We start from the raw sequence: 26211 nt of genomic DNA, 5'->3' as shown, positions 1-26211 counted from the left end.
CTGGTGCCGTTTCGAAACATGAGCAAGCCTCTGCTGACCGTCTGGTATAATACGCGCTGTCCGGTCTGTGATGCCGGCATCAGCCGGCAGAAACGGCGGCTGATCGAGGCGGTCAAGGCCGGTCGGATCGAATTTCGCGACATCAATACCGAACCGACGGCGTTGGCCCGCTACGGCATAGGGCTGGAGGATATCCGGCGTCGGCTGCATGCGACCGACGCCGGTGGCAAATTGCTGGTCGGCGCCGATGTTGCAGTTGCGGTGTGGCTGATAACGCCGGGCGAGGGCTGGTTGGCGACGCTGTTCGGCAATCCCGCCGCACTGCCGTTGACGCGCTATGCCTATGATCGTTTCGCCGATCTGCTCTATGCCTGGAACCGGCGCAAAGGCCGCTGGTAACAGGTATCCATTCCTCCCGCACCGAGCGTTTCGCATGCCCCGCTATCAAGCCGCGGGGTCGCGAAGCCAGCCGACGATGCGGCGCACCGCAGGCAGCACCAGCAGCAGCGTCGGAGGCAGCTTTCTGCGCGAGGTTTTCACATTCGTCTGGGATTTCGCCGAAGCATCCGGTTCGTCACCTTTGCATCCATTCGCCGGTCTTCGGCGTAACTGCCCGGAACGGGGGTGGATGCGTTGCTTCACGTTAGACGCCTGGGGAGTGGCCTTCGGCCCCTCGCGCGCTTCCTAACCGCCCTTGCCGGCGAAAACCAATCCTGCTGGCGCTTATCTTCAGATACATCGTAAGATATATCTTGACTCCGCCGCTGTGAATACGTAGTTGAGATATATCTTAAGACATAACTCAAGGAGCAAACAATGCACAAAGACAGTCATTTCGGGGGTGATCGTTTTGGCGAACACGCCGAGCGCGTTTTCATGCATATGGCCGGCAAGTTCGGCGGACGCGGCGGCGGCTTCGGCCCGTTCGGGCATGGCACGAGAGGCGGACGCGGCGGGCCGGGCGACATGTTCCGCGCCGGGCGCATGCTGGCCGACGGCGACCTCAAGCTGATCACGCTGTCGCTTCTGGCCGAGGCGCCGCGGCACGGCTACGACATCATCAAGGCGCTGGAGGAGCGCACCAGCGGCTTCTACAGCCCGAGCCCCGGCGTGGTCTACCCGACGCTGACCTTCCTGGAAGAGGCCGGCTACGCCGTTTCTGCGGCGGACGGCAACAAGAAGGTGTTTTCAATCACCGAGGCTGGGCAGGCGCACCTCAACGAAAATCGCGAGATGATCGACCACGTGCTCGAACATCTCGAGCGCTTCGGCCGCAAGATGGCAAAGGCGCGCGACTGGTTCGGCTGGAACGATGACGGCGACGGTGGCCGGCGCGGCCGCGGCCGCTCGGAAAAGCGCGACAAGTTTCGCGCCGTGCGCCACCGGCTGCGCGCCGCGCTCGGCGAAATCGTCGATGCGCCTGAAGCAAAGCAGGCCGAGGCAATCAGCATATTGGAAGCTGCCGCAGAGGCCTTGGAAGCGTTGTCGCGCGACTGACCTCTGAGTGCCAAGCCAGTTGCGGCCCTTGCCCGCTCGGCCAAGGACCGGTACTGAAAATCATCCTGCACCGCGCTATGTGGTGCAGGATGATTGCCGTTGGAGGATACCCCCATGTCTTTTCTGAAGCGTCTTTTCGGCGGAGGCAACGAAGCCGCCGAGCCAAAGACAGCGGCGCCGGCAAAGCAGATCGAGCACAAGGGCTTTTTGATCAGCGCCACGCCCTACAAGGCGGAGGGCCAGTACCAGACCTGCGGCGTGGTTTCGAAGGAGATCGACGGCGTGATGAAGGAGCACAAATTCATCCGCGCCGACCGCTTTGCCGGGCTTGACGACGCTGTCGACATCTCGATCAAAAAGGGCATCCAACTGGTCGACGAGCAAGGCGAAAAGATCTTCGGGTAGATCGGCTACGACAGCCTTGGGTCGATTGGCCCGCTTTCCAACGCCAGCACGGCGAAGACACACTCGTGAACCCGTAGCGGCTGCTTGGCGACAAATCGCGTTAGCGCTTCGTGGCCAAGCGCGAACTCTCTGAGCGCCAAGGCTGCGCTTGCCGGCCAGGCCGCGTTCTCGGAGGCGCACGAGATTGTTGGGCGCGTCATATTCGGGACCATAGATGATGCGCAAATATTCCGGGCCGCGGACCTTCAGCGCCGGCTGGATGAGCCCCTTCTTGCCACGGCTGACGAATAACCAATGGCAGTTGTGTGGCCCACCACAATAGGTTGTCGCCAACGACAACAAGGGCAGGCGCCGGGCGCCTGCTCTTGTACAATTCAGACGATGCTGACGCTTTACGCCGCGGTGGCGACGCGCTCGGCATTACCGGTCGCGGCCACAATGGCGTCGACCTTGGCCGAGGCCTTGGCCAGCGCTGCTGCCACCGCATCGGCGCCCATCCCGACTCCTTCGATGCGGATGACCTCGACATCGTTCATGCCGAGAAAGCCGAGTACGCTGCGCAGGTAGGGAATGGCGTGATCGAACTGCACGGCCGCACCTTCGGAATAGATGCCGCCCGAAGCCAGCACGATATAGACCTTCTTGCCGGTGACGAGGCCCTTGGGGCCGTTCTCGCCATAGGCAAAGCTCTTGCCGGAACGGGCAATGTGATCGACCCAGGACTTCAGCGTCGAGGAGATGTTGAAGTTGATGAAGCCGGTGGCGAGAATGACGGTGTCGGCCGCAAACAGCTCGTCCAGCACCGTGTCGGAAACGCCGACGACCTCAGCCTGGCGCTGGCTGCGTGCTTCGACCGGCATATATATGCCGGTCGAATAGTCGGGGTCGATATGCGGCAGCGGGTTGGCTACGAGGTCGCGGGCGACAAGCCTGGCCGAGGGATTGGCGGCAAGCAGCTTCTCGGCGAGTTCGGTGGCGATGCGGGTCGAGTGCGAGGCGGCGCCGCGTGGGCTGGATGTGACAAGAAGGATCGACATGATGGGTCTCCGGGGTTGGACTTAAAATCTCCCGGCAAATATGTGTGCGCAGACCCATTTGAAAAACTGGTATATTTTGTATATGATCCATCTAAATTGTGGATTGAACGATGCAACCGAACCCGACGCTTGACCAACTGCAGATACTGGTTGCGGTGGCCGAGACCGGCAGCTTCTCGGCCGCCGGGCGCAAATTGAATCGCGCGCAATCGGTGATCAGCTACGCTATCGCCAACCTCGAAGCGCAGCTCGGGCTGAAGCTGTTCGAGCGCGAGGGCACGCGTGAACCGCAACTGACCGATGTCGGCAAGGCGACGCTGGAAGATGCGCGACGCATGGTCGGCGTGCTGCAACGCATCCGCTCGCGTGTCGACGGATACCGGCAGGGATTGGAGGCTGAAGTTACGCTGTCGGTCGACGTGACACTACCGTCGCCGGTGCTGGTTCGGGTGCTAAAGGCATTCGAGGCGCAGTTCCCGGCAGTGACGCTGCGTCTGCATATCGGCTCGCTTGGCCTGATCCTCGATCATGTTGTCGGCGGACAGGCCGATCTCGGCATCGGGGGGCTTCTGGGTGAGACGGACGTGAATCTGCTTCGCATCGGCTTCATCTCCCTGGTGCCAGCTGCAGCGCCTGAACACCCGCTGGCGCTGCTGCCGAGACCAGTGGCGCTAGAGGATGTCCGCGAACACATCCAACTGGTCGTCTCGGACCAATCCGAGCGTACGCGCGGGCGTGACTATGGCGTCTTCGCCTACCGCACGTGGCGGCTGACGGATGTGCGCACCAAGCACGTGCTGATGCGCGAGGGGCTGGGCTGGGGCGGGCTGCCGCGATGGCTGATTGCCGATGATCTGGCGAACGGCCGGCTCGTCGAACTCGATCTCGAGCCTTACAGCGAAGTCCGCTCGCCGCTCTATGCCATGCATCGCGCCGATCGCAGCCCGAAACCGGCGGCCGCCTGGCTGATCGACCAGTTCAAGCGCCAGCTCGGCTGTTTCAACGAGTTCGAGCCGGGTGAGATGCCTGCGAAGGAGCCGGAGACAGGCCGTCGATCAGCGCCATGAGAACGGCGCGATAGTCCTCGATCGAGGCTCCAGCTTCAATGGCGAGCGCTGCGCGGTCGAAGGCAGCGGCGAGCAAAGCGGTCAGTGCTTCCACAGGCAATCTCTTCATGGAGTGCGACCGCATCGCGGCGATAAGGCCCTCGCGCAGCGAACGGTTGCCATGGCGATTGTCGATCGCATCCATGGCGGCGCGGCCGAGCACGGCCGGGCCATCAAGCAGCAAGAGTCGAGTTCGGCCGGGGGCACGCATGGCAGCCAGATAGGCATCCGAGCCGGCAATCAGTGCATCGCGGGCAAATAGCGAAGGCGGCGACGCCCGTTCGATCTCTTCCGAGACGGCTTGCGCCTCCTGTTCGACCACAGCGGCAAACAGCGCCTGCTTGTCGGTAAAGTGATGATAGAGCGCGCCGCGCGTGACCCCGGCAGCGGCGACGATCTCGGGTGTGCTGGTCTCGGCATACGATTTTTCGGTGAACAGTTTTCGCGCCGCGGCGATGAGCTCGGCGCGTGTCGCCTCGGTGCGATCGCGGTTGGAGCGGCGAGCGGATCCCTGTTGCATACATGCAGCCTGTATGTTAGTTCAATTTAGATGCAGACTGTATGTTATTCGCCGGGAGAAGGAAAGATGAGGACGACGAGCTATTATCCGGTGCTGATGACGAGCGACGTTGCCGGCACGGCAGCCTTCTATGTTGCGCATTTCGGCTTCAAGCCGCTGTTTGAGGCCGACTGGTACGTGCATCTGCGCTCAGCCGAAGACCGCCGCGTCAACCTCGGCATCGTCCAGGGCGATCATGAGACGATCCCGGAGGAAGGGCGGGGCCGCACGTCTGGCCTGCTGATCAACTTCGAGGTCAGGGATCCGGATGCCGTCTATGAGCGGATCACCGCCGCCGGGCTACCGATCCTGCGAACGCTGTGCGACGAACCCTTCGGCCAGCGCCACTTTATCACCAGGGATCCCAACGGCGTGCTGATCGACGTCATCAAGCCGATCCCGCCGAGCCCGGAATTCCTAGCGCAATATGCCGATGGCGCGGCGGGCTGAGCGAGACAGCGGCCGCTGGCAGGAACTGTCCGCAGACGCGAGGTGAGGGCTTTAGCCGCGTGGCCGGTCACGCCTTTGCGGTTTATGCTTAGGGGTTAATCAACCCTGGGCCTTCTCCATGCGTGAAATCTGCCTTGTCCGCGCACCCTCCAACCTTGGCCTCCGCCCGCTCCGGCCGGGGCATATTCCGGGGACCTGGCGCGCGCCGCAGGCGCTTACCGAAGCCGGCTTGGTCGAGATGCTTTCGCCCGCCAAAGTGGTTGATCTTGATCGGCCCGCCTATAGCACCGAGCCACAGCCGGGCACCCGGCTGCGCAACGGCAACGCCATACGCAGCTTCAATCTCGCACTCGCCGAAATCGTTGCCGGCGCGCTGGGACGAGGCGAGTTCCCGCTGGTCGTGGGCGGCGACTGCGCTGTCCTGCTTGGCGCGCTGGCCGCAGCACGGCGATCTGGTCCGGTTGCGCTGGTCCATGTTGATGGCCACAGCGATTTCCGCCATCCGGGCAATTACGACGTCAACGCCTCACTCGGCTCGGCCGCCGGCATGGACCTTGCGCTCGCAACCGGACGTGGTGAGCCGTTGCTGACCGACTGGCCCGGCATCGCAAGACCGCTTGTCGCGGACGAACAGGTGATACAGATCGGCGAACGCGAGAACCGCAACGCCAACTTCGCCTGGCCGGACATCCATTCGACCGCGATGACGTTGATCGACGTCTTTGCCGTGCGCGAGCTTGGCGCGGCGAAGGTCCTGGACAAGACCTGGAGCACGTTGGCGCGAACCGGCTGGCCCCACTGGGTGCATTTTGACGTCGATGCGCTCGATCAGACAGTAATGCCGGCAGTGGATTCACCGGGCAGCCCCGGCATCGATCCTGACGATCTCGTCGACATTCTCACGGCGCTGGTGGCGGATCCGCGCTGCACCGGAATGGATATGACCATTTTCGATCCGGATCTCGATCCGACCGGCGAACTGGCCGCGCTGCTGGTTTCGCTGCTTGGCCGGATCTATGCGCCGCGATAGAGCCTGCCCATCCCGATAGGTTCGGGATGGGCTCTATCTTGTTTGACCATGATGTTGTCCGAAAAACCGGTTCCCACTTTGCTGCGCTGACCTTCGGTTCGGGATCAAGGTCGAGCACTCAGCTTCGCGCCACTGGCATTACCGTGACCTGAGTAATGCCGGAGCGGCGCACCACCGTGCACAGCGTCTCGTGGCCGATGCGCTCGGCGTCGAGCATGCGCACCAGATCGTCGACACCGGTGACCGGGCGGCCGTCGATGGCGGCAATGATGTCGCCTTCCCTGAGGCCGGCCTTGTCCGCCGGGCTGTTCTTTTCGACGGTGCGCAGGCGCACCGCCGTGCGGCTCGATACTTGCGACAAAAGAGCTGCGCGGCGCGGCAGGTTGGTGGTGTCGGCTGAAACGCCAATGAAGGCACGGCGCACGCGGCCGAAGCGGATGATTTCCGAGATGACGAAATTGGCCGTGTTGGAGGCAACCGCGAAGGCGATGCCTTGCGCACCATGGATCATCGCGGTGTTAACGCCGATCACCTCGCCGGCCGACGACACCAGTGGTCCGCCGGAATTGCCGGGATTGAGCGCGGCGTCGGTCTGGATGACGTCGTCGATCAGCCGGCCGGTGGAGGCACGCATCGAACGGCCGAGTGCCGAGACGACGCCAGTGGTGACGGTCCATTCGAAGCCGAGCGGGTTGCCGATGGCAATTGCAATCTGGCCGCGCCTCAAACGCTTGGAATCGCCAAGCGGCGCAACGTCGGCAAAGTCACCGTCGGCGCGCACCAGCGCAATGTCAGTGTCGGGATCGCGGCCGAGCACGCGGCCTTCCCTGGAGGCGCCGTCCGGCATAGATACGCGCACGCTGCGCGCATCGCCGACGACGTGGAAGTTGGTGACGACCAGCCCGTCCGGCGCGATGACGAAGCCGGAGCCATGGCCGCCCGGGCCACCGATGCGTTCGATGCGGCAGACGGCGGGCCCGATGCGGTCGACGGCATCGGCGACCGTCGCCGAATAAGCATCGAGAAGGGCATCGTCATATTCCAATTGCTGAGCAGGCAGGGCCACCTGAGAACTCCGTTTGGAACAAGATGAACAATGCCTATATGTGCGGAGCGGCCGGACCGGCCGCGACCTGACCAGATGGCCAGTCAAATGCTCAACTAGCCGTCAGGCGAGTATCCGCCAACACCCTGCCGGGCGATATCTGGGTCACGAAGAACCCAGGAGACAAATCATGAGCGATTTCAATCTGAGCACGTTATCCGACGCCATTGCCGACATCGCGGCAGCTGCGGCACCCGCGACGGCCAGCTTCGCGACGCACCACCGGACGTCAACTGCTTTCCACTGGCGGGACGGCTATTTCGTCACTGCCGAGGAGGCGGTCGAGGCCGGCGAGGAGATCGAGCTGACGTTTTCTTCGGGCCAAGCCGTCAAGGCCGAACTGGTCGGCCGCGACCCGTCCACCGGCACGGCCGTTTTGAAACCGGCCGGCGCGCCGAGCGCCCCGTCACTGGTAAAGGCGGAGGCGGTGCGGCCGGGCAATCTGGCAATCATCGCGGGCAATAGTGACGGTACGTCACTCGCCACCTTCGGCACGGTCGGCGAGGTCGGTCCGGCCTGGCGCTCGATGCGGGGCGGCACGATCGACCGGCGCATCAACCTTGCCGTCAATGCCGGCGGCCGTTTCGAGGGCGGCCCTGTGCTCGACGCCAAGGGCGGACTGATCGGCATGCTGCTGTTCGGGCCACGCCGGCGGGCACTGGTCATGCCTTACGAAACGATCGAACGGGCAGTCACGACGCTGCGCGAGAAGGGTCATGTGGCGCGCGGCTATCTTGGCGCCGGCCTGCATCCGGTCCGCAATGGTGATACGCAGGGCGCCATGGTGATGAGCCTGGACGATAACGGCCCGGCGAAAGCAGCCGGTCTCAGCCTCGGCGACATTATCGTGTCGTGGAACGCAGAGGCGGTGCATGGCCCGCGCGAGCTGATCCACAAGCTCGGGCCAGACAGTGCCGGTGCCTTGGTGACACTCGGCGTGGTGCGCGGCGGCGAGAATCGTGAGGTTTCCCTGACCATCGGTGAAAAGCCACTGAGCTGAGGGATAGATGGTAAGCGGTGAGGTCGCTGGCAGACGGCTGACGGTGCTGATCGCGCTCGCTGACGCCGAGCGCGCACGAAGTCTGTCCGCGGCTCTCGCCGCGACCGATGATCTGCGGCCGGTTCTGGCGGGCGACGTCGACGGGCGCGGGGCGGCGGATGTCGCCATCGTCGATGACCATGGAGTACAAGGCGGTCTCTTCGACGCGGCTATGCCTCGCGTGCTGCTATTATCGCGAGCGGCCCGTGAACGGCCGGCCGATACAGTGTTTGCCGTGCTGCCGGTGCAAGCGGACGAGCTGCTGATCGCCGCCGCCGCGCGGCTGGCGGCGGCGGGCTACCGGATTTCGCGCGACAGCCATGCTCTATCCGATCGGCACGATTTTACCTTCCATGACAGCGACCGGTTCGATGAGGAACCGACTGATGGGCACATCGCCCGGCCAACACTTTCGCCGCGCGAAAGCGAGGTGCTGGCGCTGCTGGCCGAGGGCGCGCCCAACAAGGTTATCGCGCGACGGCTGGACATCTCCGTGCACACGGCGAAGTTCCACGTCGCGGCTATCCTGACCAAGCTCGGTGCCGCCAACCGCACCGATGCGATCGCCATCGCCATGCGGCAGGGCTTAGTGCTGGTCTAGCTCGAATTGTCTCAAGGCCTACGCAGCGTAACCCGCATGCGGTGGCTTGGGCCTTGCGCGGCGGTTCTCAGCCGCGCAAGGATCGTGTCTTTCATGTTGCAAGGAGACGCAACGATGTCGCTCAAGGGAAAGACACTATTTATCTCCGGCGGGTCGCGCGGCATCGGGCTGGCGATTGCGTTGCGCGCGGCGCGCGACGGCGCCAACGTGACGATCGCGGCCAAGACCGCCGAGCCGCATCCGAAGCTGCCGGGGACGATCTACACGGCGGCGCGAGAGATCGAGCGGGCCGGCGGCAAGGGGCTGCCAGCGCTGTGCGACATCCGTGAGGAAGCGCAGGTCGCCGAAGCCGTCGCCAAAACCGTGGAGAGGTTCGGCGGCATCGATATTTGTATCAACAACGCCAGCGCCATCCAACTCACCGGCACGCTGGAGACCGACATGAAACGTTACGACCTGATGCACCAGATCAATACGCGCGGCACTTTTCTCGTCTCCAAAATGTGCATTCCATACTTAAGGTTGGCGGAAAATCCTCACATTTTGAACCTGGCACCGCCGCTCGACATGAAGGCCAAATGGTTCAAGAACCATGTCGCCTATACGATGGCGAAGTTCGGCATGTCGATGTGCACGCTGGGCATGAGCGCCGAGTTCGCCAGGGACGGCATCGCGGTCAATTCGCTATGGCCGATCTCTACCATCGACACGGCGGCGGTGCGCAACCTGCTGGGCGGAGCGACGGTGGCAGCGATGAGCCGTTCGCCCGACATCATGGCCGATGCGGCATACGCCATCCTGGTCAGGCCGTCGCGTGAGGCGACCGGCAATTTCTACATCGACGAAGAAGTGCTGCGCGCCGAGGGCGTCAGCGATTTCTCGGCCTATGCGCCGGGCGCGACAGGCCCGCTCGCCGGCGACTTTTTTGTGCCGGACGAGGTGTTCGGCCGGACTGATACCAAAATCAAAGCTATCTACTGACGGAAGCATCTACCTACAGAAGTATCCCTCAAAAGACCGGCACAGACGCGTGCTCACTCCCCGGCTTTCTTGGCTTTGCCCAGGCCCATCAGCCGGTCGATATAAGCAAGCATGAATGCCGAGGCGACGAAGGCCAGATGAATGATGGTCAGCCACATCAGCTGGTCGGTCGTGTAGGAGACCGAGTTCAGGAACACCTGCAAGAGGTGGATCGAGGAGATCGCTACGATTGTCGAGGCGACCTTGACCTTCAGCGAGCCGACATCGATCGTGCCCAGCCAATGCACCTTGCCGTCATTTTCATCGAAGCGGCTGACGAAGTTTTCGTAGCCCGAGATGATCACCATCACCACCAGTGAGGCGACCAGCGCGGCATCGATGAGGCCGAGCATTTTCAGGATGGTGTCGGTGTCATCGAGCGTGAAGGCGACGGGAACGAACTCGAACAGCTTCTTGCCGAAGGACACGGCATAGATGGCAAGTGCCGCGCCCAGTCCGAGATAGAAGGCGACCAGCAGCCAGCGCGAGGCGAGAATAATCGATTCGATGGCAAGTTCGATGCGCTTCATGTGACGGTTCCGGGCTTCTTTGCGGAGCGCCGTATTTCGGGCAGGCTGCGGCGGTTTGCAAGGTCCTAAAAAAACGAAACCCCGCCGGGAGGGGACCGGCGGGGCTCGCGTGTCCCGCTGGAGTCGGGACAGGGCAGGGAACGCCCTGTCCAGAATTTGGGATTGGTAGCCGCGCGTTTCAAGATTGATGACCGCGCGACTCAATGGTTGATCAAATCGCGCGGTTCACATTGCGGTTTATTGGGCGCTGGCCACCGGCGCCACTAGGGGGGTAATCCGGCGGATGGCGACGCGCCGGTTCTCGCGATTGGGTCCCGACGTGTTTACCTTGAGATACTCCTCGCCATAACCCTGCGTCGTCAGGTTCTCCGGCGGGATGCCAAAGGCGTTGGTCAAGGCTTCGGCGACCGCCTCGGCGCGGCGGTCGGACAGAGCGAGGTTCGCTTCCGGCGTGCCGACTGCATCGGTATGGCCTTCGATCAGGAAGGTCTCGGCCGGGTTTTTCTTCAGCAGCTTCTCCATGGCGTTGGCAACACCCTCCAGCTTCTGGACCTCGGTGTCGGAAATCGAAGCCGAACCGAACTCGAAGTTGAGCGTATCGAGGTCGATCCGGCGGGCGATGTCACGCACGCGGGCCGAGCGCTTGACCTCGTCGACCGAATAGAGGCGCTGGACCCTCTCCACCGGCGGCCGTTCGAGGAAGGTGTAATAGTCGTCCGGATCCTCGACCTCTTCGGAATCCAGAATGTACTCCTCTTGCGGAATGGCAAGGCGCATCGGCGGCAGGTCGTCGCCCGGGTCGCGCCAGTCTGCATCATCGTCATAGTAGCGCTCGTCGACATAGCTCAGCACATATTCGCGCCCGTCAGGCGCGATGCGTGAACGCTGGATGACGTCGCCGTAGCGGTTGCGGATAGTGACGATCCGGACACCATTGTCACGCTCGACGATTTCCCGGGTGCGATCGCCCGACAGGTCCTCATAATAGACATTCCTGGCGCCGCGGTGCATGCGCGGGGCATCGCTGCTTTCCACGAAGGTCTGGTTGTTGAACTGCAGGATGACGCGGTCGCCGAATTCCCTGACGACGTTGGCGCCCTGCGGGCGCGGACGGCGGCGAACATCCTCGATGTCGGGCGCACGCTCGACGCGCTTGCCTTTTTCCTCGGTCACCGGAACGATCTTTTCAGGCTTGATCTCCTGCTGGGCTGCCTTGTCGTCGGTAGGTGGCGGTCCCTCCTCGATCGGAGCAGGCTTCGGGGCTTCCACCTGGTTCTCGCCCTGCTGGGCTGGCTGGTTGCCCTGCTGCTTACCGGCATTTTGGCCGCGCTCCTTGCCGGCCTTGCGCTTGCGCAAGACATCCTTCTGGCTGTCCAGTATGGGCGCCTCGTTCGGGTTGGCGGCGGCTTCGCCCTGAGCAGGGAGCCCACCCTCGGCGGGTGCTGCCTGTTCGCCCGTCGTCGTGGGCTGCTCACCGGTTGCGGGCTGCTGTTCGCCGGTCACCGGCTCTTCCACAACGGGCTTCTTGCCACGCTTTTTCGCCTGGTTCTCGGGCTGTTCGCCTTGAGCAGGAGCCGCTTGCTTCTCGGTTGGAAGTGGCTCGGCCTGTGGGAGAGGCTCACCGGCGGGGCGTTCCTTCTTGCGCGGCGCCTGTTCGGCCGGTGCCGCCTCGATCTGCTGGTCTTGCTTGTTCTTCCTCTTGCGCGGATTGACTTGCTCGTTGTTGTCGTTCGCGGGTGCAGCCTGCTCGGCCGGCTGTTCGGCAGGCGCGGCCTCCTGCTGTTGCTGGTCGCGCTTCTTTCCCCGCGGCTTGAGCTGCTGCTGATCGTCGTTCGCGGGCGCAACCTGCCTGGCGGGTTGTTCAGCAGGTGCAGCTTCCTGCTGCTGGTCGCGCTTCTTCCTGCGCGGTTTGAGTTGCTGCTGATCGTCGTTCGCAGGCGCGGCCTGCTGGTCAGCCGGAGCGGCTTCGATCTGCTGCTGGTCGCGCTTCTTCCTGCGCGGTTTGAGTTGCTGCTGATCGTCGTTCGCAGGTGCGGCCTGCTGGTCAGCCGGAGCGGCTTCGATCTGCTGCTGCCTCTTCTTCCTTCGTTGATTTCCTTGCTGCTCTTCGCCGGAAGGCGCGAGCTGTTCGGCAGGCGCGGATTCACTCTGTTTTTGCTGCTCGCGCTTGTTCCTGCGCGGCTTCTGCTCGGGCTCGCCCGATTGTTCGGCGGGCGCCGCTTCGGATTGTTTTTGCCGGTCGCGCCTCTTGCCGGGCTTCTGTTCCGGCTCCGACTTTCCGCCTTGAGCGCAAGCTTCGGCCGATTCGCCCTCGGCACAATTCGACTGCGCCGGGATAAACATTGCGCTGTTCCGGGCGGGGCCGAATGCAGCATTGCCTTGCAGCGGGAACGCGCCTAACGGCGCGGACGCCATCAACAGGCCAAGCGCCGTGCCTGCCAGAATCCGTGGTTGGCGTTTCATCATAAACACTCCTTGTGGCGTCCCATCCGTGCCCAAACTTTCAGCAATCATGTTTGGTTCCTGTTTGTAGGTCTTAGCGGTGGTACAGGGCGATTGACCGGCGTTTTGAAGGCGACTTCGTGTCATTCGTATGTTCCTGGCGTATCGTTCGGACGAGGCGCAAGGGTTGCCGTGCTTGACCTTGAGGCGTCCGAGGGCCACATGCCGACAATGGACAAGCCGTTCTGGAAGACCAAGACGCTCGAGGCGATGACCCCGGCCGAGTGGGAATCACTCTGCGACGGCTGCGGCAAATGCTGCCTGTCCAAACTCGAAGACGAGGACACCGGAGAAATCTACTGGACCAGCGTCGGCTGCCGGCTGTTCGACGCTGGAAGCTGCCGCTGTTCCGACTATGCCAACCGGCTGGCGCGTGTTCCGGATTGTGTCGGGCTGACGCCGCAGAATGTGCGCACCATCAGCTGGCTGCCCAAGACTTGCGCTTACCGGCTGGTCGCCGAGGGCCGCGATCTCTATTGGTGGCACAGGCTGGTGTCTGGAAGCGACGAGACCGTGCACGAGGCGGGCATCTCGATGCGCGGCCGAGTCAGCGCCAGCGAGACCGACCTTGCCGAGCCGGACGACTATTTCGACCATATTCTCGCAAAGGAGCCATAGGATTTTATCGCAAAATCGAGAATCCGGAACCGACGGCAAAATGGACGTTGTCCATCCACCATGCTATCCACCCTATGTAGCACCGCCGTCTATAGCACCGCCTTCAGAAGCGAGAGACTATTCCGGTTCTGCCTCATGAACTGGAGATGAACGGCCGGTTCGCAAAAAATTCAGACAGACGGGTGCATTCTCCTCCCATCGGTTCGACGAAAACGAGTTGAAACCCTCAACAAGGAGAGAAGACAATGTTCAATACCATCAAGACGGTTGCTCTTTCGGCTCTTGTCGGCCTTGGCACGCTTGCTGCCATCCCCGCTCATGCAGACAGCATCTATCTCGGCTTCGGCAACAACCAGGATCCGCGCGTCGGCGTCTATACCGGCGACGAAGATGATGGTTATTACTATCGCGAACACCGCCGTCATGGCGGCTGGCGCCGGTCCTGTTCGCCGGAGCGTGCCATCGACAAGGCCGAACGCATGGGCCTGCACCGCGCCCGCATCATCGACATCAACCGCCGCACGGTCAAGGTCGCCGGCCGCCAGTATGGCGACCGTGTCGTGATCGTATTCGCCAACGAGCGCGGCTGTCCGATTATCTATCGCTAAGGTCTTCGGGCCTGCGGCCGGTTGACTTGCAGCCGGTAGCGTAGCGGAGCCCTTTCCGCCAGGACGGAAAGCGCGGCTCAAAAACCCCGGAGGATCGATCCTCCGGGGTTTTCACGCTGCAAGCGATGATCATTTCAATTCGAAAGTCACCGTCACCTGTGCGGTATAGGAATTCTCGCCGGCTTGCACCGGGACCGACGCGCCAGCGGCATCGAATGCCTTGGCGTTGATCGGCATCGGCGGTGGTGCGAAATTCTGGTCGGTGATTTCCAGGACCCGGCCGATGCCGGCGCCGGCTGCTTCGGCCAGCGTCTTGGCCTTGGCCATGGCATTGGCGACCGCCTTCTTGCGTGCCTCGGTGACGGCTGCCGCCGGATCGTCGTTGGAGAAGGAGATGCCGCCGCCCTGGTTGACGCCGAGCGACACCGCCTTGTCGAGAATGTCGCCGGTCTTGTCGATGTCGCGGATGCGCACCGACAGCGTGTTGGTCACCTGATAGGCGACAAGCTCGGCCTCCTGGCTGCCGTCGGGCTTGTTGGTGTAGTTATAGCGCGGGTTGATCTGGATGCCCGCGGTCTGCAGGTCGCGCTCCTTGATGCCGGATGATTTCATTGCAGCGATCACCGCGGCCATGGCGTCGTTATTGGCATCGAGCGCTGCACGTGCCGTCTTGGCTTCGCGCATGACGCTGAGCGTCAGCAGAGCCAGATCGGGTGCTATCGCCGCCTCGCCTTCACCGGTGACGACGATACGCGGCGGCGGTGGTGAATCGGCGGCGGCCGCGATCGCCGGAAATGCGACTGCGGCGGCGATCGCCAGGGGCAAAATACGTCTGGTCATAAAATCTCCTCGATCTGGGATCCCAAGGCCGCCGAGTAGGCCGCGTCCAATGGGCGACGTGCAATAGGTTATCAATATGGGCTGATTTGGGCGATCTCTGCCAGCCCCTTGGAACGCCTGCTCGGAAAGCCGTTGGAAAGCCTTGTGCGGTTCAGGGAAAAACACTAATCCAGCGCCGTGGGGCCTGTAGCTCAATGGTTAGAGCCGGCGGCTCATAACCGCTTGGTTGGGGGTTCGAGTCCCTCCGGGCCCACCATTGGCTTTTGTGGCCGTTGATTTAATTGGATTTTTTGGCCATTTTTGTCCCACCTCTTTCAACCCCCTCAGAAAGTGGGACAATTTTGTTCTCTTTTCGATCGATAACCAGCAGGTATTTCGCCGCTCTCGCTACCTTCCGGCGACGCGCTTTCTTGATGTAGTGGTCGGGCTGCTGGTACGTAGTCCACCCATATATCGCCTTCAGCTGCTCGTGCGTCGCGCCGTTCTCAGCGGCGATCGTCGCGCCGGCCTTGCGAATTCCATGAGCACTGCAGTGCGGCAGCTCAGCTTGATCACACCACTGGCGCATCTTGTTGCCCAGACCGTTCTCCGAGAACGGGCGACCATACTCATTGACCAGGAAGGTCATCTGGTCGGAGGGCGTGTGCTCAAGTTCCGCCTCTAGTTCGGGCAGAAGCGGGAGCTCCACCAACACCGCATCCTTGTTACGACTGGTCTTCCCAGGCTTAATTCTGATCCACTTCTCCCACTGCTCGGTCTCCTCGTTGTAGACGAGCGTGATGTGCTGTCGACCGAAGATCGCGACGTCGGACAACCGCAGGCCAGTAAACATGAAGATCGAGAGCGCACGTCTGGCTGCGGTACCCAGCGGATGCCGCTTCTCATATTGAACGATCTCCGACACGTCCCATGGGTGCCAGCCGTCGCCGCTCTTTAGCCGTCTGATGCCGCGGGCGGGATTGGAGTCGACGCCCGGAATCTCTGTGTCCTTTGCCCACTCAAACATCGCGCTGATGGCTTTTACGATATTGTTTGCCGCGCCAAGGGCGTCGAGCCTGGTGTCCCTGATCTCCTTAACATGAGACCGTTTCATACCGGCGAATGGCAGAGATCCCTTGGTGGGATACTGAGGATCCGGGTCACCTTCGAGGGGATGAGGTAATTCGCATACGCGCTCCAGAATTGCTCGTCGGCGCGCCATAGTGTCTTGGGTGATTTCCGTGCCGCCCCGACGGTAATACTCCTGGCAAAGCCACAGCAACGTGCCTTTCTTCGCTGGCTCGGAAGGCTTGGGGAGGCGCCGGCAAATCTCGGGAAGAGTGCCGGGCCGAACATAAGTGACCTCGGCGCGCGCGCACCGCAGTTCCTCGAGGAACTCGTCGCTGCCGGTCGGTTCACGGAGCCGGACCTTCTTCCGACCCGGTGCGCGAAAATAGTACCGATCATTGCCGTGGCGATCAGTGTCCTTCACTACGCCCTTAAGATCGATTTTCACGGGCTCATCCGTCATGTTCGTGGTTTTCGATCCCAAGGATTGTCTAGTGGCGGCGAATCTTCGTCAAGCTTTGGTGCTCCTCCGATTTGGCGGTGAGGGAGCTTTCGAAAGGCCAATACAAGTTCCTCGACGTCCCAAACAATGCGCCCCTTGCTCGGCATTCGTGGCTGGGGCATCCGGCCGTCCTGGACCATTTCATCAAAGGTCGTTGAGCTTACGCCGATGAACGTCGCAGCCTGCTCGCGATTGATTCCTACCGGCGGGAGCGAGGGCGGCAAGACGCTCGGGGTGCGTAGCATCGGTTTAGCGCGTTGAAAGCGCGTTTTTGACGCCTGCCTGTCTTCCTATGTACCTGTCCGAATATTGCAGACGCTCAATCATGTCCTAGCCCTGTGCTTGCAGGCTCACCCTAGGTCTCCAAACCTCAGGATCGCTCAAGACACCGGACTCTTTTCCAGCCTTTGTGTACGATGATGGGTATCTTAATGCGCTCGAGGCCAAGAACTGAATGGTCGGCGACTTGGAAGGGCAAAATGACCGTGGAACCACGAATCTGAGTCAGAGGCGGAATCCAAGTGAGGAAAGTATGGCTGTGTTTTCAGACGGTTATGACTCTCATGCATGCGTAACAACCAACAAGAATACAAACAAAATATTTCTGTGGATTACTTTCATTCCTCATGGAATGCGCGACTGATTTGGTCCGACAGCGGCTTCACAAAATAAGAAAGCGCCGTACGCTCGCCCGTCTGGATCATCGCTTCGGCCGGCATGCCGGGCACGAGCGTCAGGTCCTTGAGCTTCGTCAGTTCCGCATGCGGAACCGACAGACGCACCAGGTAATACGAAACGCCGTTTTTTTCGTCCGTCGCCAGATCGGCTGCGATCCGGCTGACATATCCGTTCAATACCGGCGTGGTCCTCAGATTGAAGGCTGACATCCGCAGCACGGCCTTGTGACCAAGCTGGATTTGGTCGATGTCCTTCGGGGTGATTCGTGCTTCAAGCGCAAGATCGTCGCCTTCCGGCACGATTAGCATAATCGGATCGGCGGGCGTGATCACTCCTCCGACCGTATGAACTGCGAGTTGTTGAATGGCGCCTGACTGCGGCGCGACAATATCGATCCGTCGCAGTTCCTGTTCAGCCGCCACCTTGCGCTCAACATACTCCCCAACCTGCGCCTGAACCTCTCTGAGCTCCTGGCCGACTTCCGTCTTGAAATCCGGATCGATCTGCAGGATCTGCAGGCGCGTTTCGGCTATGCGGGCTGCCGTCTGTGCCTGATGTGCAATCTTCTCACCGCGTTCGCCGCCGAAAGTGGCAACCTGCGTCTTCAGGCTGTTCAAGCGTTGGTCCGAGACAATGCCTTGGTCGCGCAGCCCACTCAGGGCAGCAATTTCCTTTTGGAGAATCTCGGTGCTTTTCTCACAAGCGATTTCCTGCGCCTTGAGCCCCTCGATCTCGTGCTCATATTGAGTGATGCGTTCCGCTAGCTGCGCCTGCCTTCCGTCGCGGGATTGTCTGCGGAATTCGAACAGCCGCGTCTCGCCATGTACTGCCGAAGCTACGTCCGGAACATCTCTGCGGGCGAGCAGCCAGTCCGGGAAGGCGATCTCCGCCAGATCGTCACGCTCAGCTTCGAGTCGTGCCAGGTTGGCGGCCAGCTCATCGAGCCGCTTGGTGACTACAGCGAGAGTGGCGCGCGTCTGGGTGGCGTCGAGCCGCATGAGGATGTCGCCGGCTTTTACTTTATCACCTTCGCTCACCAGGATTTCTCCCACCACCCCGCCGGTCGGGTGCTGCACCTTCTTCACATAGGAATCGACGACAAAGTGTCCGGACGCGACAACCGCACCGGAGAGATTCGTGAAGGCCGCCCAGGCTCCGGCTCCTCCAACCAAGATCACGCTCGCCAGAAGGCCCGCCACCAGGTGCCGGCGAATGGAGCTGGAAACGTCATTATTCTGATGAATGCCGGCCACCGGGATCCTCCATGTCAGCGCGCTCTCCCACGTTATCCTGTGTAGACTCGATGGCCTTGACGCCAGCGCCTGGTGCCATCGCTGCCCTCTTCAAGACTTTGGAAAGCGCTTCATCACGCGCACCGAATGCTCGCTGCCGTCCACCTTCCATGACCAACACAAAATCCACGGCGCGGATGGCGCTCGGCCGATGGGCGACGACAACCGCAATGCCCTTGCGCCCGCGCACGGAGGCGATCGCCTTGACGACCGCAGCCTCGCCTTCCGCATCGAGATTGGCATTGGGTTCATCCAGCACAACAAGGAAAGGGTCTCGATAAAGAGCACGGGCAAGACCGATACGCTGGCGCTGCCCGGCGGAAAGTGCCGATCCGGCCTCACCAATCGGAGTTTCGTAGCCGTGCTCAAATCGGAGGATCAGTTCGTGCGTGCCCGCTGCTTTCGCCGCGGTGATAATAGCCTCAGGGTCAGGATTATCTTCAAAACGAGCGATGTTTTCGGCAATGGTGCCGTCGAACAGTTCAACACCTTGCGGCAAATAGCCGATATGACGGCCTAGCGCTTCCCGGTCCCATTGATCGAGGCTTGCGCTGTCGATGCGAACCTTTCCGGCGACCGGCGTCCATGCGCCGACGATGGCGCGCGAGAGTGTCGACTTGCCCGAACCCGATGCACCGATGATCCCGAGTGCGCTTCCCGCCTGAACGGCAAACGCAAGGCCGGTCACGGTCGGCTTCCTTTCGCCGGGCGGAACGATTGTCACGCCTTCGAGGCGGAGTTCGCGTTCAGGTGCAGGCATTGGCATAACAGGAGCGGTTTCAGGAACCTTTCCCAGGAGGTCCTCCAGCCGCGCCCAACCCTGGCGCGCCATGAGGAAGGGTTTCCAGCTTGAAATGGCCAGATCGACCGGAGCCAGCGCACGCCCCATCATGATCGAACTGGCAATCATGACCCCGGCCGTAGCCTCCTGCCTGATCACAAGGTACGCGCCGACGGCAAGAATGGCCGATTGCAGCAGCACGCGCAGCGACTTTGAAATGGCACCCAGCCCACCTGCCACGTCCCCGGCTTTCCGGCTGGCGGCCAGATATTTGGCATTGGCCTTGTGCCATCGGGCAGCGATCCGCTTTCCGAGACCGAGAGCTTGCACGACCTCGGCATTGCAACGCGCTGCTTGCAGTAGACCATTGCGTGCCATGTTGTGGGCAATGGTATCGCGTATCGGTCGTTGCGAGAGAGTGTTGGCAAGAAGTGTCAGAGATGTGAGACCGATCGCCCCGACAAGTGCCGTCATGCCGATCCAGAAATGAAAGAGGAAGCAAATGCCAAGATAAAGCAGCATCCATGGCAGATCGAAGAACGCTGTCGGGCCGTTTCCACCTAAGAATCCGCGAACATTGTCGAGATCGCGTAGCGGCTGCAAGCCGTCGCCCGGCATGCGCGTTGAAAGCGGAAGGCGAACGATCGCATCGTGAACGCGTCCGGAAAACTGTTCATCGAAACGCTCGCCAATCCGCAGCAGCACGCGCGCGCGCAAAATGTCGAGCAGGCACTGGAACGCATAAAGCCCTGTAGCAAGCACGACGAGCCCCACTAGCGTCGATACGCTGCCACTTGCCAGAACGCGGTCGTAGACCTGAAGCATGAACAGCGGCGAGATCAGCGCAAGCACGTTCACCACGCCGCTGATCAACAGAATTCCCCAAATAGCGGAAGTCAGAGGGAAAGGTCTCAAAGCTGAATCCTTCAAGGAATGGTTACTCACGTAGGTCTCCGTGAGGATCTGGCACCCAGCTCCCTATATTGCTTCCCGAACGGCGATCGACTGCATCCGCTCGCTGAGTCAGGATCAGTGCTCCCGCCAGATATGTTTGGTCCCGGCGTTTGATAGAGCGGGTCAACAACACCGTCCGGCTGAAGGTTTGGAAGGGCAACGTCATCGTGGCCGGCCGCAAGGGCCCGAACAGGCTTACCCACGCCTTCAGGGAGATTTCGGTATACGACCAGCGCGACGTGCAGCGCTTCGTCAAGCTGTACACGCTGCGACTGCTCCCGGGCGCCCCGGCCCATCGCAAGTAGCGGAAACGGAAAGCGCCCGCCCCGGGGGGGCGGGGCGCTGTTCCGTATGGGTTTTCTGGATCAAACGAAGGTGAAGTCCGACGCGGTCAGGCCTAGGTCGGCCACGGTGACCACACCGCCCAGGTGGGCGAACTCATGCGCGCTGTCGTCGGCGGTGACATAGGCCAGAGTTGCGACTCTGTCGGTGTAGCTGCTTTGGTAGACAATGATGTCGCCGGCGTGCTCGCCGGAGATCGCACTCGCGGCTTCAGAAGCAGAGTTGAAAGATTCGCCAGTGATTACCACGACGTGTTCGCCGTTCGCACCCGAGGCCGCACCACTGTAGAAGCTGCTCACCGGGTAGCCGGACTGTATGCTGGCGTTGTTGACGAAGTTCGCGCCAAAACCGTCGTTGTAGAGGCCCACCGCATCGAAGGCGAACTTGTCCTCCGCCGGGTTGAAATCGGTGATAGTGGTAATGTCCGGCTTCGACCCGACACTCGGGACGACCCCAGGCACCGGATTGTGGAACTGGAACACGAACGTGTCATTGTCGGTGCCCCCGGTCAACGTATCCTGGCCGTCACCCACGTAGAGGACATCCTGGCCGGGACCGCCGCTGAGCCTGTCATTGTCCTCACCGGAGACGCGCGCGTTGAAGCGGCCGTTGTCGCCGGAGAGATCGTCCCAGCCATCTCCGCCGAAGATGCGGTCGTTACCCACGCCGCCAATGGCTCGGTCACTGCCCTGGCCAGCCGAGATCTCGTCGTTGCCGGCACGACCGTCAATCCAGTCACCGCCCTGGAAACCCTCCATCCAATCTTCACGCTCGGTGCCGAGGAGTGTTTCGGCACCCGGGCCACCCTCGATAATGTTTGCCATCGAAAATACTCCTAATGATGCACCCTGCCTGACGCGTTCATATTGCTCATCGGATAATTAGAGAAATCGATTGCTTGGATAGACACACATTTACGAAATGGATGCACTCACGTTCACTTCCTTCTGCTGAGCAGTTGCGGGCTCGCTGGAGGCGGGGACGCTGGTCGCCCAAGCAATCGATCTGAAGATTCGACACTCAAACCACCAGGACAACACTTCGTAACGGGGCCGACCTGGTTCGGCCCCAAACTTCTCTCTGTTTGCTCGACGCCGGCATACCCGCACCGTAAGCGCTGGACGAGGACAAGTTCCGCTGGCCGGGGGTGGAGAACGGCGTGATCCGGCTTGCCGCGCCGAACTGATGGCGCTCGGAAGTCATGGACTGGACGCGCGTTCGAGCCGAACGGAGACGGCGCCCGACATCGGCCCGAGGCCGTGGCGAAGTGACTCAGGCGCAAAAGGCGGGCTTCAGGCCGTGCACAATAAGCTTCTGTCGGCGTCATGACGAGAAGCGCTTCGGCCCGTCCCCACGAAATCGATACGCTCAAGGCGATGTTCGTCGCCATGGCGGCGGAGAAGGCCGAACTGCAACAACTCCGGAGCGAAACACTCAAGGCCGAGATCGTCCGGATGGCGACACTCAACGAGCGTGCCCAGGAGAGGATCGCCGACCTTCATGGGATCGTCAAGCAGCTGGAGCGCGCCGCTTCGGTCGCAGCTCCGAGAAGCTCGAACGTGCCCAGCAGGCCTTCGCCTTCGAAATCCAGACCGGGCTCGGCGCGATTGAGTCCGAGCTCGAGGCTGCAAGACCGACAGGCGAGCCGCGACGTGCTGCGCGACCGCGCAAGGCGTTCCCGGCGCATCTGGAGCGGGTCGAGATCGTCATCCAGCCCGAGCCATGGGGGAAGAAGCGCTCCCGCAGCCAATCGTCCAGTCCGTCAAACGCGGTCGGCCGCACAGGCTTGCGAAACGGAACAGTCCCGCCCTCGCTTAGATACCGAGGCACCGTGTTGCGAGCGCACCCGAATTCGTTCGCCCGTCGGTTCCCCAGCCAAGCTCATGCAGCGGCAGCATCGCTGCCACCTCTTCAGGCTGAAGGATCTGCTCTCCTTGCATCGTTCTCGACAATGCAGGAATCGCCCAATCCCAATCGCCATCCATGCCTCCTCTCATAACCGAGGGGTCGTCGGCCGACAACTGAGACGTCCGGTGCTCTTAGGCGGGGTAATCATACGAGATGCCTCCTGCAACATCATTTCCCGCATCCATAGGCTTGCCGGATCATTATTGTGAAGCGCAGGCCATTGGACGGCCTCCGTGAATGCGGCAGGAAGTGGCGGCGGAAGTTCGACAATCCGCAGGGGTGTTAATTTTGCGAAATGCTGCGCCAGCCGTAAGGGCATTGTCCCAATGCGGTTGGTGCCTGATAGAAGGGGCGGGATCATGCTAAAGCCCTGTACGACGATCTCGATACGTCTCTCGAAACCGTTCTCGAGCAAATACCATTCCTCGATGGAGGGCTGCCGGGTGTCCCCGAATTTAAGCACAACCTGCCCCATCGACAAGTATCGGTCGAATGTAAGTGGCTCTGACAGCTGCTTGTTCGTGCCGCAGCCTACGCATACGAGCATATCTTCGAACAGGGCTGCGCGAGGATGTTTCGACATGAACACTTCCGGCATAATCAGAAAATCAACGTCGCCGCGCCGGAGAAGCTCCTCGGGGTCGTCGGAAATAAGCAGACATTCGAAGCGGACGGCGGGAGCTTCCCGCGCAGCACGCTTTACGATCTTCTTAAAAAATACGAGCGTGAGGTAATCGGAAAGGATGATGCGGAAGCGACGATCCGATCGGGCCGGGTTAAAGGCGTCCCAGGAAATAATCGACAGCTGGATGTGCAGCAATGCCTCCCGGACTGCTGTGGCGAGCCCCTCCGCGCGCGGTGTCAAAATGAGTTCGCGGCCGTTCATCGTAAATAGCTCATCGCTGAAATAGGCGCGTAACCGACCGACGGCGGCGCTCATGGCCGGCTGACTCAGGTTAATACTGCGGGCCGCGGCGGTGACTTTACGCTCCCTGATCAAAGCGTCCAGCACAACCAGGAGATTTAGATCGAGTCCCTTAAAACGCATGTATTGACCTATCCGACGCGTGGATGGGTATCGCCCAAAGAATCAATTTTACGAATGGTGAGTAGCGTCAACGCATCAGCCGACGACGAAATAGAGCAACCGATAGGAAGAACGGCAAAACCGTGTATATGCAAAGCGCGCCGATATGCAGGCCCATGCTGCCGGCCGGACGGCCAAGCATCGCCGGACGAATGAGGTCAATTGCATGTGCGAGCGGCAACAAGGAGGCGACGTCCTGAAAAGCGCCGGGCAATTGGTTGACCGGAAACATCGCGCCGCAAAGGAACAGCATGGGTGTTATAACAAGCGTATTATAAAATATGAAATATTCATAACTGGGCGCAAGCGCCGTGACGACCATCGCTAGACTCGCGAAGGCGAGGCCACTGAGAGCGATGACTGGCAGCAAGCAGAGGATGGATGGCCACGATGTGTAGCCGAGCGTGGTGGCAACAATAGTGATTGCTGTGCCCGCCATCAGGGCCTTGGTGGCTGCCCACGCCAATTCGCCGAGTAAGATATCGCCGAGCGTCAGCTGAGTGCATAGCATTCCTTCCCAGGTGCGCTGGTTGTCCATGCGGCCGAAACTCCCGTAAACCGTTTCAGCAGTCGCCGATGCCATCGCGCTTGTGGCAACCATGCCCGCCGCGAGAAACGCAATGTACGAAGTGCCCTCAACAGGACCTATCATTGTTCCGATGCCAAAGCCGAGACCGAACAGATAGATCATCGGATCGGCAAGGTTGCCGAGAACCGATGCAAGCCCGATTTTCTTCCATCCAAGATAGTTGCGGCGCCAAACCGCGACCCAATTCCACGCATTGGCGGGCATGGCCGCCGCATAACGTTCGCCCATTGTTCAGTCCTCCATCTCGCGCCCGGTTAGCCGCAAGAACACATCCTCGAGATTGGGGGGACGCTGCAGAAGGCGCAGACCCGCGCGCCCGCGTAGCTGCACCAGCACCTGCTCCGGATCGGGTGCATAGCAAAAAAGCGTCTCACCGCTCACCTCGATGCGCTGTGCGTACGGCCGGATCAGCGCACCCAGTTCATGCGGATTGCCGCCGTAGACCTCGACCACGTCACAGCCGATCTGCTCGTCAATGAGTGCGGACGGGCGGCCTTCGGCGATCTTGCGCCCCTCCTCCATAACGCACAGCCGATCGCACAGCCGCTCGGCCTCTTCCATGAAATGGGTAGTCAAAAGAATAGTCTTGCCCCGCGCCAGCAGCGATCGCAGCCGTTCCCAGATCAGGTGGCGGGCCTGCGGATCGAGGCCGGTGGTCGGCTCGTCCATCACCAGCAAGTGCGGGTCATTGACCAGCGCACGCGCGAGCGTCAGGCGCCGCTTCATGCCGCCGGACAGTTCGGCGACGCGCGCATCCGCTTTGTTCTCGAGGCGGGCGAACTCAAGCAGCGACGGTATGACCGCTTCGATCTGGCGTCTGCTCATCCGGAAGTAGCGCCCGAACACCAACAGGTTCTCGCGTACAGTGAACGCGGTATCAAGATTGTCGAACTGCGGGACCACGCCGATGCGCATACGTGCCAAACGCGCGCGCGCCGGCACTGGAGCGCCGAGCACAGTAATTTTCCCCGCATCAGGCGATGTCATGCCGAGGACCATACGCGCAATCGTGCTTTTGCCCGCACCGTTCGGTCCCAAGAGCCCGAAGCATTCCCCCGCCGCAACGCGGAACGACAGTCTGTCGACAACGAGCTTGTCATAAGTTTTGCTTACGTCAGTAAGATCGATCGCTACCATGGACATGGGTTCATTTTACCGAGAGGGACGCCAAGACTGGCGGTTGCTTGGTTGCCTGCCGGACCTGAAACTGTGACTCGTCTTCGCCATCCCAGCCGTCGATAACGAACTGATCGACATCACAAGGATTTAGCCCCTGTTCCGCCAAAGCGGCGACAATTGCGTCGAGATTATCGATGGTTTGATAACGCGGATTGTTGTGCCGCTTTTCCTGCTCAACGCAGAAGACGAGCCGTCCATCCTCGACAAGGGCGATCGCCCCATCATGGGTCAGCTTGGTACCACAGATGCGCATAGTGTCTCCACGTTAACGGCGGTAGATTCGATTGATCAGGAAGCGGAAAGCGGGTTCCGGAAACGGACGAGCAAGCAGTCTTCGTTGACCGACTCGCCCCGACACTCAAGACGCTCTACCTCGATCAACGTTTCGTTCAGCATGGCGATGACCGGCTCAGCACCAGCGGCGTGACCCCAGCGACGGCAATTAGCATCCCTTGCCGATCCGAAGATCAGATGCCCGCCTGGCGCAAGCACCCGCACCAGGTTTTTGACGGCCGCGCGCATCTCGGCTATGTCTTCGAGGTAGTATAGGACCTCCGCCACAACGATCAGGTCAAAGAACTCGTCGGTCGAAAACTGTTGAACATCGGAGACTATCCAGTTGATGCGCGACGGCTCCTTTATCCGTTGACGTGCTCGAGCAATCGCTTGCGCCACGACATCGATGACGGTGAGCCCTTGGCAGTAGGGAGCTAGTTTTTCCGTGAATGCGCCGGCAGCGCACCCGACTTCGAGGGCATTTGTAATGGAGCCTTGGGCAAGCGCCAGCTGGAGCATTTGCGTGTGGCGCTCCCGCTCGAACGGATTGCCGTCGAGGCGCCACGGATCGTCTGCGGCCAATTCCCGATCGAGCAACTGATGATTCATGTTCTGGGTCAAACTCGTCC

At 61.2% G+C, this 26211-nt stretch carries 28 protein-coding genes, 1 tRNA gene and 4 pseudogenes; 14 read left to right on the top strand and 19 right to left on the bottom strand.

Annotated features, from left to right (window positions below; genetic code table 11):
- The first annotated feature begins 18 nt into the window (after positions 1-18).
- A complete protein-coding gene (locus tag NKJ72_RS14895; protein WP_352477792.1) occupies positions 19-399 on the top strand; it encodes a thiol-disulfide oxidoreductase DCC family protein in 381 nt (126 codons plus the stop codon).
- Between the two features lie 45 nt (positions 400-444).
- Here NKJ72_RS14895 and NKJ72_RS14890 read toward each other — a convergent pair whose 3' ends face one another.
- Positions 445-642 carry a hypothetical protein gene (locus tag NKJ72_RS14890; protein WP_352477790.1) on the bottom strand — a complete coding sequence of 66 codons (198 nt, stop codon included), beginning with the start codon at positions 640-642 and terminating at the stop codon, positions 445-447.
- Between the two features lie 174 nt (positions 643-816).
- Here NKJ72_RS14890 and NKJ72_RS14885 point away from each other — a divergent pair, with 174 nt between their 5' ends.
- Complete coding sequence (locus NKJ72_RS14885; protein WP_352477788.1) at positions 817-1497, top strand: PadR family transcriptional regulator; 681 nt, start codon at positions 817-819, stop codon at positions 1495-1497.
- A 114-nt stretch (positions 1498-1611) separates the two neighbouring features.
- Positions 1612-1902 carry an HlyU family transcriptional regulator gene (locus tag NKJ72_RS14880; RefSeq protein WP_023678291.1) on the top strand — a complete coding sequence of 97 codons (291 nt, stop codon included), beginning with the start codon at positions 1612-1614 and terminating at the stop codon, positions 1900-1902.
- A gap of 5 nt (positions 1903-1907) precedes the next feature.
- Here the strand turns inward: NKJ72_RS14880 and NKJ72_RS14875 are convergent, their stop codons facing one another.
- The 3 genes and pseudogenes from NKJ72_RS14875 to NKJ72_RS14865 form a co-directional block, all read right to left on the bottom strand.
- Positions 1908-2102, bottom strand: a complete 195-nt coding sequence (locus tag NKJ72_RS14875) for a hypothetical protein (RefSeq protein ID WP_352477786.1) — start codon at positions 2100-2102, stop codon at positions 1908-1910.
- Between the two features lie 4 nt (positions 2103-2106).
- Positions 2107-2235: pseudogene (locus NKJ72_RS14870) on the bottom strand (hypothetical protein); the annotation flags it as partial.
- A 59-nt stretch (positions 2236-2294) separates the two neighbouring features.
- Positions 2295-2939 (bottom strand): FMN-dependent NADH-azoreductase, encoded by a 645-nt coding sequence (locus tag NKJ72_RS14865; protein WP_254820355.1) that lies wholly within the window; start codon positions 2937-2939, stop codon positions 2295-2297.
- A gap of 110 nt (positions 2940-3049) precedes the next feature.
- On the opposite strand from NKJ72_RS14865, the gene NKJ72_RS14860 reads away from it, so the two are divergent.
- Complete coding sequence (locus NKJ72_RS14860; protein WP_352477784.1) at positions 3050-4006, top strand: LysR family transcriptional regulator; 957 nt, start codon at positions 3050-3052, stop codon at positions 4004-4006.
- Here the strand turns inward: NKJ72_RS14860 and NKJ72_RS14855 are convergent.
- The gene (locus NKJ72_RS14855) at positions 3939-4565 is read right to left on the bottom strand and encodes a TetR/AcrR family transcriptional regulator (protein ID WP_352477782.1); all 627 of its coding nucleotides are present in this window, start codon (positions 4563-4565) and stop codon (positions 3939-3941) included. The two genes, NKJ72_RS14860 and NKJ72_RS14855, sit on opposite strands and share 68 nt — an antisense overlap.
- Positions 4566-4631: 66 nt before the next feature.
- On the opposite strand from NKJ72_RS14855, the gene NKJ72_RS14850 reads away from it, so the two are divergent.
- Together NKJ72_RS14850 and NKJ72_RS14845 are read left to right on the top strand one after the other, a co-directional pair.
- On the top strand, positions 4632-5054 hold the full coding sequence (locus NKJ72_RS14850; RefSeq protein ID WP_352477780.1) for a VOC family protein: 423 nt from the start codon (positions 4632-4634) through the stop codon (positions 5052-5054).
- A gap of 118 nt (positions 5055-5172) precedes the next feature.
- Positions 5173-6084, top strand: a complete 912-nt coding sequence (locus NKJ72_RS14845; RefSeq protein ID WP_352477778.1) for an arginase family protein — start codon at positions 5173-5175, stop codon at positions 6082-6084.
- Between the two features lie 118 nt (positions 6085-6202).
- Here the strand turns inward: NKJ72_RS14845 and NKJ72_RS14840 are convergent, their stop codons facing one another.
- Complete coding sequence (locus NKJ72_RS14840) at positions 6203-7150, bottom strand: S1C family serine protease (protein WP_352477777.1); 948 nt, start codon at positions 7148-7150, stop codon at positions 6203-6205.
- Between the two features lie 169 nt (positions 7151-7319).
- Here NKJ72_RS14840 and NKJ72_RS14835 point away from each other — a divergent pair, with 169 nt between their 5' ends.
- From NKJ72_RS14835 to NKJ72_RS14825, 3 genes are all read left to right on the top strand, one after another.
- Positions 7320-8189 carry a S1C family serine protease gene (locus NKJ72_RS14835; RefSeq protein WP_352477775.1) on the top strand — a complete coding sequence of 290 codons (870 nt, stop codon included), beginning with the start codon at positions 7320-7322 and terminating at the stop codon, positions 8187-8189.
- Positions 8190-8196: 7 nt separating this feature from the next.
- Positions 8197-8829 (top strand): helix-turn-helix transcriptional regulator, encoded by a 633-nt coding sequence (locus NKJ72_RS14830; protein ID WP_254820363.1) that lies wholly within the window; start codon positions 8197-8199, stop codon positions 8827-8829.
- A gap of 114 nt (positions 8830-8943) precedes the next feature.
- Positions 8944-9810 (top strand): SDR family oxidoreductase, encoded by an 867-nt coding sequence (locus NKJ72_RS14825; RefSeq protein WP_352477773.1) that lies wholly within the window; start codon positions 8944-8946, stop codon positions 9808-9810.
- Positions 9811-9863: 53 nt separating this feature from the next.
- Here NKJ72_RS14825 and NKJ72_RS14820 read toward each other — a convergent pair whose 3' ends face one another.
- Both NKJ72_RS14820 and NKJ72_RS30975 read right to left on the bottom strand, forming a co-directional pair.
- Entirely contained in the window at positions 9864-10379 is a 516-nt protein-coding gene (locus tag NKJ72_RS14820) for a TIGR00645 family protein (RefSeq protein ID WP_254820365.1), read from the bottom strand.
- Positions 10380-10616: 237 nt separating this feature from the next.
- Entirely contained in the window at positions 10617-12842 is a 2226-nt protein-coding gene (locus NKJ72_RS30975; RefSeq protein WP_502895578.1) for an OmpA family protein, read from the bottom strand.
- Positions 12843-13052: 210 nt separating this feature from the next.
- Between NKJ72_RS30975 and NKJ72_RS14805 the strand changes: the two genes are divergently transcribed.
- A complete protein-coding gene (locus NKJ72_RS14805; RefSeq protein WP_352478088.1) occupies positions 13053-13499 on the top strand; it encodes a YcgN family cysteine cluster protein in 447 nt (148 codons plus the stop codon).
- Between the two features lie 245 nt (positions 13500-13744).
- On the top strand, positions 13745-14107 hold the full coding sequence (locus NKJ72_RS14800) for a hypothetical protein (protein ID WP_352477768.1): 363 nt from the start codon (positions 13745-13747) through the stop codon (positions 14105-14107).
- A 129-nt stretch (positions 14108-14236) separates the two neighbouring features.
- Here NKJ72_RS14800 and NKJ72_RS14795 read toward each other — a convergent pair whose 3' ends face one another.
- A complete protein-coding gene (locus NKJ72_RS14795) occupies positions 14237-14947 on the bottom strand; it encodes an SIMPL domain-containing protein (RefSeq protein WP_352477767.1) in 711 nt (236 codons plus the stop codon).
- Positions 14948-15127: 180 nt separating this feature from the next.
- Between NKJ72_RS14795 and NKJ72_RS14790 the strand changes: the two genes are divergently transcribed.
- Positions 15128-15203: transfer RNA gene (locus NKJ72_RS14790), tRNA-Ile, on the top strand.
- 21 nt (positions 15204-15224) lie between these two features.
- Here the strand turns inward: NKJ72_RS14790 and NKJ72_RS14785 are convergent.
- The 3 genes from NKJ72_RS14785 to NKJ72_RS14775 all read right to left on the bottom strand — a co-directional run bounded on the left by NKJ72_RS14785 (position 15225) and on the right by NKJ72_RS14775 (position 20177).
- Positions 15225-16442 carry a tyrosine-type recombinase/integrase gene (locus tag NKJ72_RS14785; protein ID WP_352457555.1) on the bottom strand — a complete coding sequence of 406 codons (1218 nt, stop codon included), beginning with the start codon at positions 16440-16442 and terminating at the stop codon, positions 15225-15227.
- 671 nt (positions 16443-17113) lie between these two features.
- A complete protein-coding gene (locus NKJ72_RS14780; protein ID WP_352477765.1) occupies positions 17114-18427 on the bottom strand; it encodes an HlyD family type I secretion periplasmic adaptor subunit in 1314 nt (437 codons plus the stop codon).
- On the bottom strand, positions 18405-20177 hold the full coding sequence (locus NKJ72_RS14775; protein WP_352478086.1) for a type I secretion system permease/ATPase: 1773 nt from the start codon (positions 20175-20177) through the stop codon (positions 18405-18407). The genes NKJ72_RS14780 and NKJ72_RS14775 overlap by 23 nt, the downstream gene beginning before the upstream one ends.
- A 134-nt stretch (positions 20178-20311) precedes the next feature.
- Here NKJ72_RS14775 and NKJ72_RS14770 point away from each other — a divergent pair, with 134 nt between their 5' ends.
- Positions 20312-20506: a hypothetical protein gene (locus NKJ72_RS14770; RefSeq protein WP_352477763.1), complete on the top strand. Its 195-nt coding sequence runs from the start codon at positions 20312-20314 to the stop codon at positions 20504-20506.
- A 60-nt stretch (positions 20507-20566) separates the two neighbouring features.
- Here NKJ72_RS14770 and NKJ72_RS14765 read toward each other — a convergent pair whose 3' ends face one another.
- Entirely contained in the window at positions 20567-21367 is an 801-nt protein-coding gene (locus tag NKJ72_RS14765) for a calcium-binding protein (protein WP_352477761.1), read from the bottom strand.
- A gap of 377 nt (positions 21368-21744) precedes the next feature.
- Here NKJ72_RS14765 and NKJ72_RS14760 point away from each other — a divergent pair.
- Positions 21745-22236 (top strand): annotated as a pseudogene (locus NKJ72_RS14760) (transposase domain-containing protein); the annotation flags it as partial.
- Positions 22237-22265: 29 nt separating this feature from the next.
- On the opposite strand, the pseudogene NKJ72_RS14755 reads toward NKJ72_RS14760, so the two are convergent.
- The 6 genes and pseudogenes from NKJ72_RS14755 to nodS all read right to left on the bottom strand — a co-directional run.
- Positions 22266-22528 (bottom strand): annotated as a pseudogene (locus NKJ72_RS14755) (hypothetical protein); the annotation flags it as partial.
- An 8-nt stretch (positions 22529-22536) separates the two neighbouring features.
- Positions 22537-23499 carry a LysR family transcriptional regulator gene (locus tag NKJ72_RS14750; protein WP_352477759.1) on the bottom strand — a complete coding sequence of 321 codons (963 nt, stop codon included), beginning with the start codon at positions 23497-23499 and terminating at the stop codon, positions 22537-22539.
- Positions 23500-23566: 67 nt separating this feature from the next.
- Positions 23567-24355: an ABC transporter permease gene (locus tag NKJ72_RS14745; RefSeq protein ID WP_352450738.1), complete on the bottom strand. Its 789-nt coding sequence runs from the start codon at positions 24353-24355 to the stop codon at positions 23567-23569.
- A 3-nt stretch (positions 24356-24358) separates the two neighbouring features.
- On the bottom strand, positions 24359-25270 hold the full coding sequence (gene nodI, locus NKJ72_RS14740) for a nodulation factor ABC transporter ATP-binding protein NodI (RefSeq protein WP_352450739.1): 912 nt from the start codon (positions 25268-25270) through the stop codon (positions 24359-24361).
- A gap of 43 nt (positions 25271-25313) precedes the next feature.
- Positions 25314-25559, bottom strand: a pseudogene (locus tag NKJ72_RS14735) (carbamoyltransferase N-terminal domain-containing protein); the annotation flags it as partial.
- Positions 25560-25594: 35 nt separating this feature from the next.
- The gene (gene nodS / locus NKJ72_RS14730) at positions 25595-26191 is read right to left on the bottom strand and encodes a nodulation methyltransferase NodS (RefSeq protein WP_352478084.1); all 597 of its coding nucleotides are present in this window, start codon (positions 26189-26191) and stop codon (positions 25595-25597) included.
- Positions 26192-26211 lie beyond the last annotated feature (20 nt).

Source organism: Mesorhizobium sp. M0045 (assembly GCF_040323385.1).
GTDB lineage: Bacteria > Pseudomonadota > Alphaproteobacteria > Rhizobiales > Rhizobiaceae > Mesorhizobium.
Note: the sequence above shows the minus strand (reverse complement) of the source record. Positions and strands in the feature narration are given on the sequence as shown.

What these genes read in the sequence shown, in the direction of transcription:
- NKJ72_RS14745 (WP_352450738.1), bottom strand. Translation starts at nt 24,355, where the DNA reads ATGGGCGAACGTTATGCGGCGGCCATGCCCGCCAATGCGTGGAATTGG.
- NKJ72_RS14825 (WP_352477773.1), top strand. Translation starts at nt 8,944, where the DNA reads ATGTCGCTCAAGGGAAAGACACTATTTATCTCCGGCGGGTCGCGCGGC.
- NKJ72_RS14805 (WP_352478088.1), top strand. Translation starts at nt 13,053, where the DNA reads ATGGACAAGCCGTTCTGGAAGACCAAGACGCTCGAGGCGATGACCCCG.
- NKJ72_RS14895 (WP_352477792.1), top strand. Translation starts at nt 19, where the DNA reads ATGAGCAAGCCTCTGCTGACCGTCTGGTATAATACGCGCTGTCCGGTC.
- nodI (WP_352450739.1), bottom strand. Translation starts at nt 25,270, where the DNA reads ATGTCCATGGTAGCGATCGATCTTACTGACGTAAGCAAAACTTATGAC.
- NKJ72_RS14865 (WP_254820355.1), bottom strand. Translation starts at nt 2,939, where the DNA reads ATGTCGATCCTTCTTGTCACATCCAGCCCACGCGGCGCCGCCTCGCAC.
- NKJ72_RS14820 (WP_254820365.1), bottom strand. Translation starts at nt 10,379, where the DNA reads ATGAAGCGCATCGAACTTGCCATCGAATCGATTATTCTCGCCTCGCGC.
- NKJ72_RS14800 (WP_352477768.1), top strand. Translation starts at nt 13,745, where the DNA reads ATGTTCAATACCATCAAGACGGTTGCTCTTTCGGCTCTTGTCGGCCTT.
- NKJ72_RS14765 (WP_352477761.1), bottom strand. Translation starts at nt 21,367, where the DNA reads ATGGCAAACATTATCGAGGGTGGCCCGGGTGCCGAAACACTCCTCGGC.
- NKJ72_RS14830 (WP_254820363.1), top strand. Translation starts at nt 8,197, where the DNA reads ATGGTAAGCGGTGAGGTCGCTGGCAGACGGCTGACGGTGCTGATCGCG.
- NKJ72_RS14860 (WP_352477784.1), top strand. Translation starts at nt 3,050, where the DNA reads ATGCAACCGAACCCGACGCTTGACCAACTGCAGATACTGGTTGCGGTG.
- NKJ72_RS14845 (WP_352477778.1), top strand. Translation starts at nt 5,173, where the DNA reads ATGCGTGAAATCTGCCTTGTCCGCGCACCCTCCAACCTTGGCCTCCGC.
- NKJ72_RS14875 (WP_352477786.1), bottom strand. Translation starts at nt 2,102, where the DNA reads ATGACGCGCCCAACAATCTCGTGCGCCTCCGAGAACGCGGCCTGGCCG.
- NKJ72_RS14795 (WP_352477767.1), bottom strand. Translation starts at nt 14,947, where the DNA reads ATGACCAGACGTATTTTGCCCCTGGCGATCGCCGCCGCAGTCGCATTT.
- NKJ72_RS14850 (WP_352477780.1), top strand. Translation starts at nt 4,632, where the DNA reads ATGAGGACGACGAGCTATTATCCGGTGCTGATGACGAGCGACGTTGCC.
- NKJ72_RS30975 (WP_502895578.1), bottom strand. Translation starts at nt 12,842, where the DNA reads ATGAAACGCCAACCACGGATTCTGGCAGGCACGGCGCTTGGCCTGTTG.
- nodS (WP_352478084.1), bottom strand. Translation starts at nt 26,191, where the DNA reads ATGAATCATCAGTTGCTCGATCGGGAATTGGCCGCAGACGATCCGTGG.
- NKJ72_RS14750 (WP_352477759.1), bottom strand. Translation starts at nt 23,499, where the DNA reads ATGCGTTTTAAGGGACTCGATCTAAATCTCCTGGTTGTGCTGGACGCT.
- NKJ72_RS14835 (WP_352477775.1), top strand. Translation starts at nt 7,320, where the DNA reads ATGAGCGATTTCAATCTGAGCACGTTATCCGACGCCATTGCCGACATC.
- NKJ72_RS14880 (WP_023678291.1), top strand. Translation starts at nt 1,612, where the DNA reads ATGTCTTTTCTGAAGCGTCTTTTCGGCGGAGGCAACGAAGCCGCCGAG.
- NKJ72_RS14855 (WP_352477782.1), bottom strand. Translation starts at nt 4,565, where the DNA reads ATGCAACAGGGATCCGCTCGCCGCTCCAACCGCGATCGCACCGAGGCG.
- NKJ72_RS14885 (WP_352477788.1), top strand. Translation starts at nt 817, where the DNA reads ATGCACAAAGACAGTCATTTCGGGGGTGATCGTTTTGGCGAACACGCC.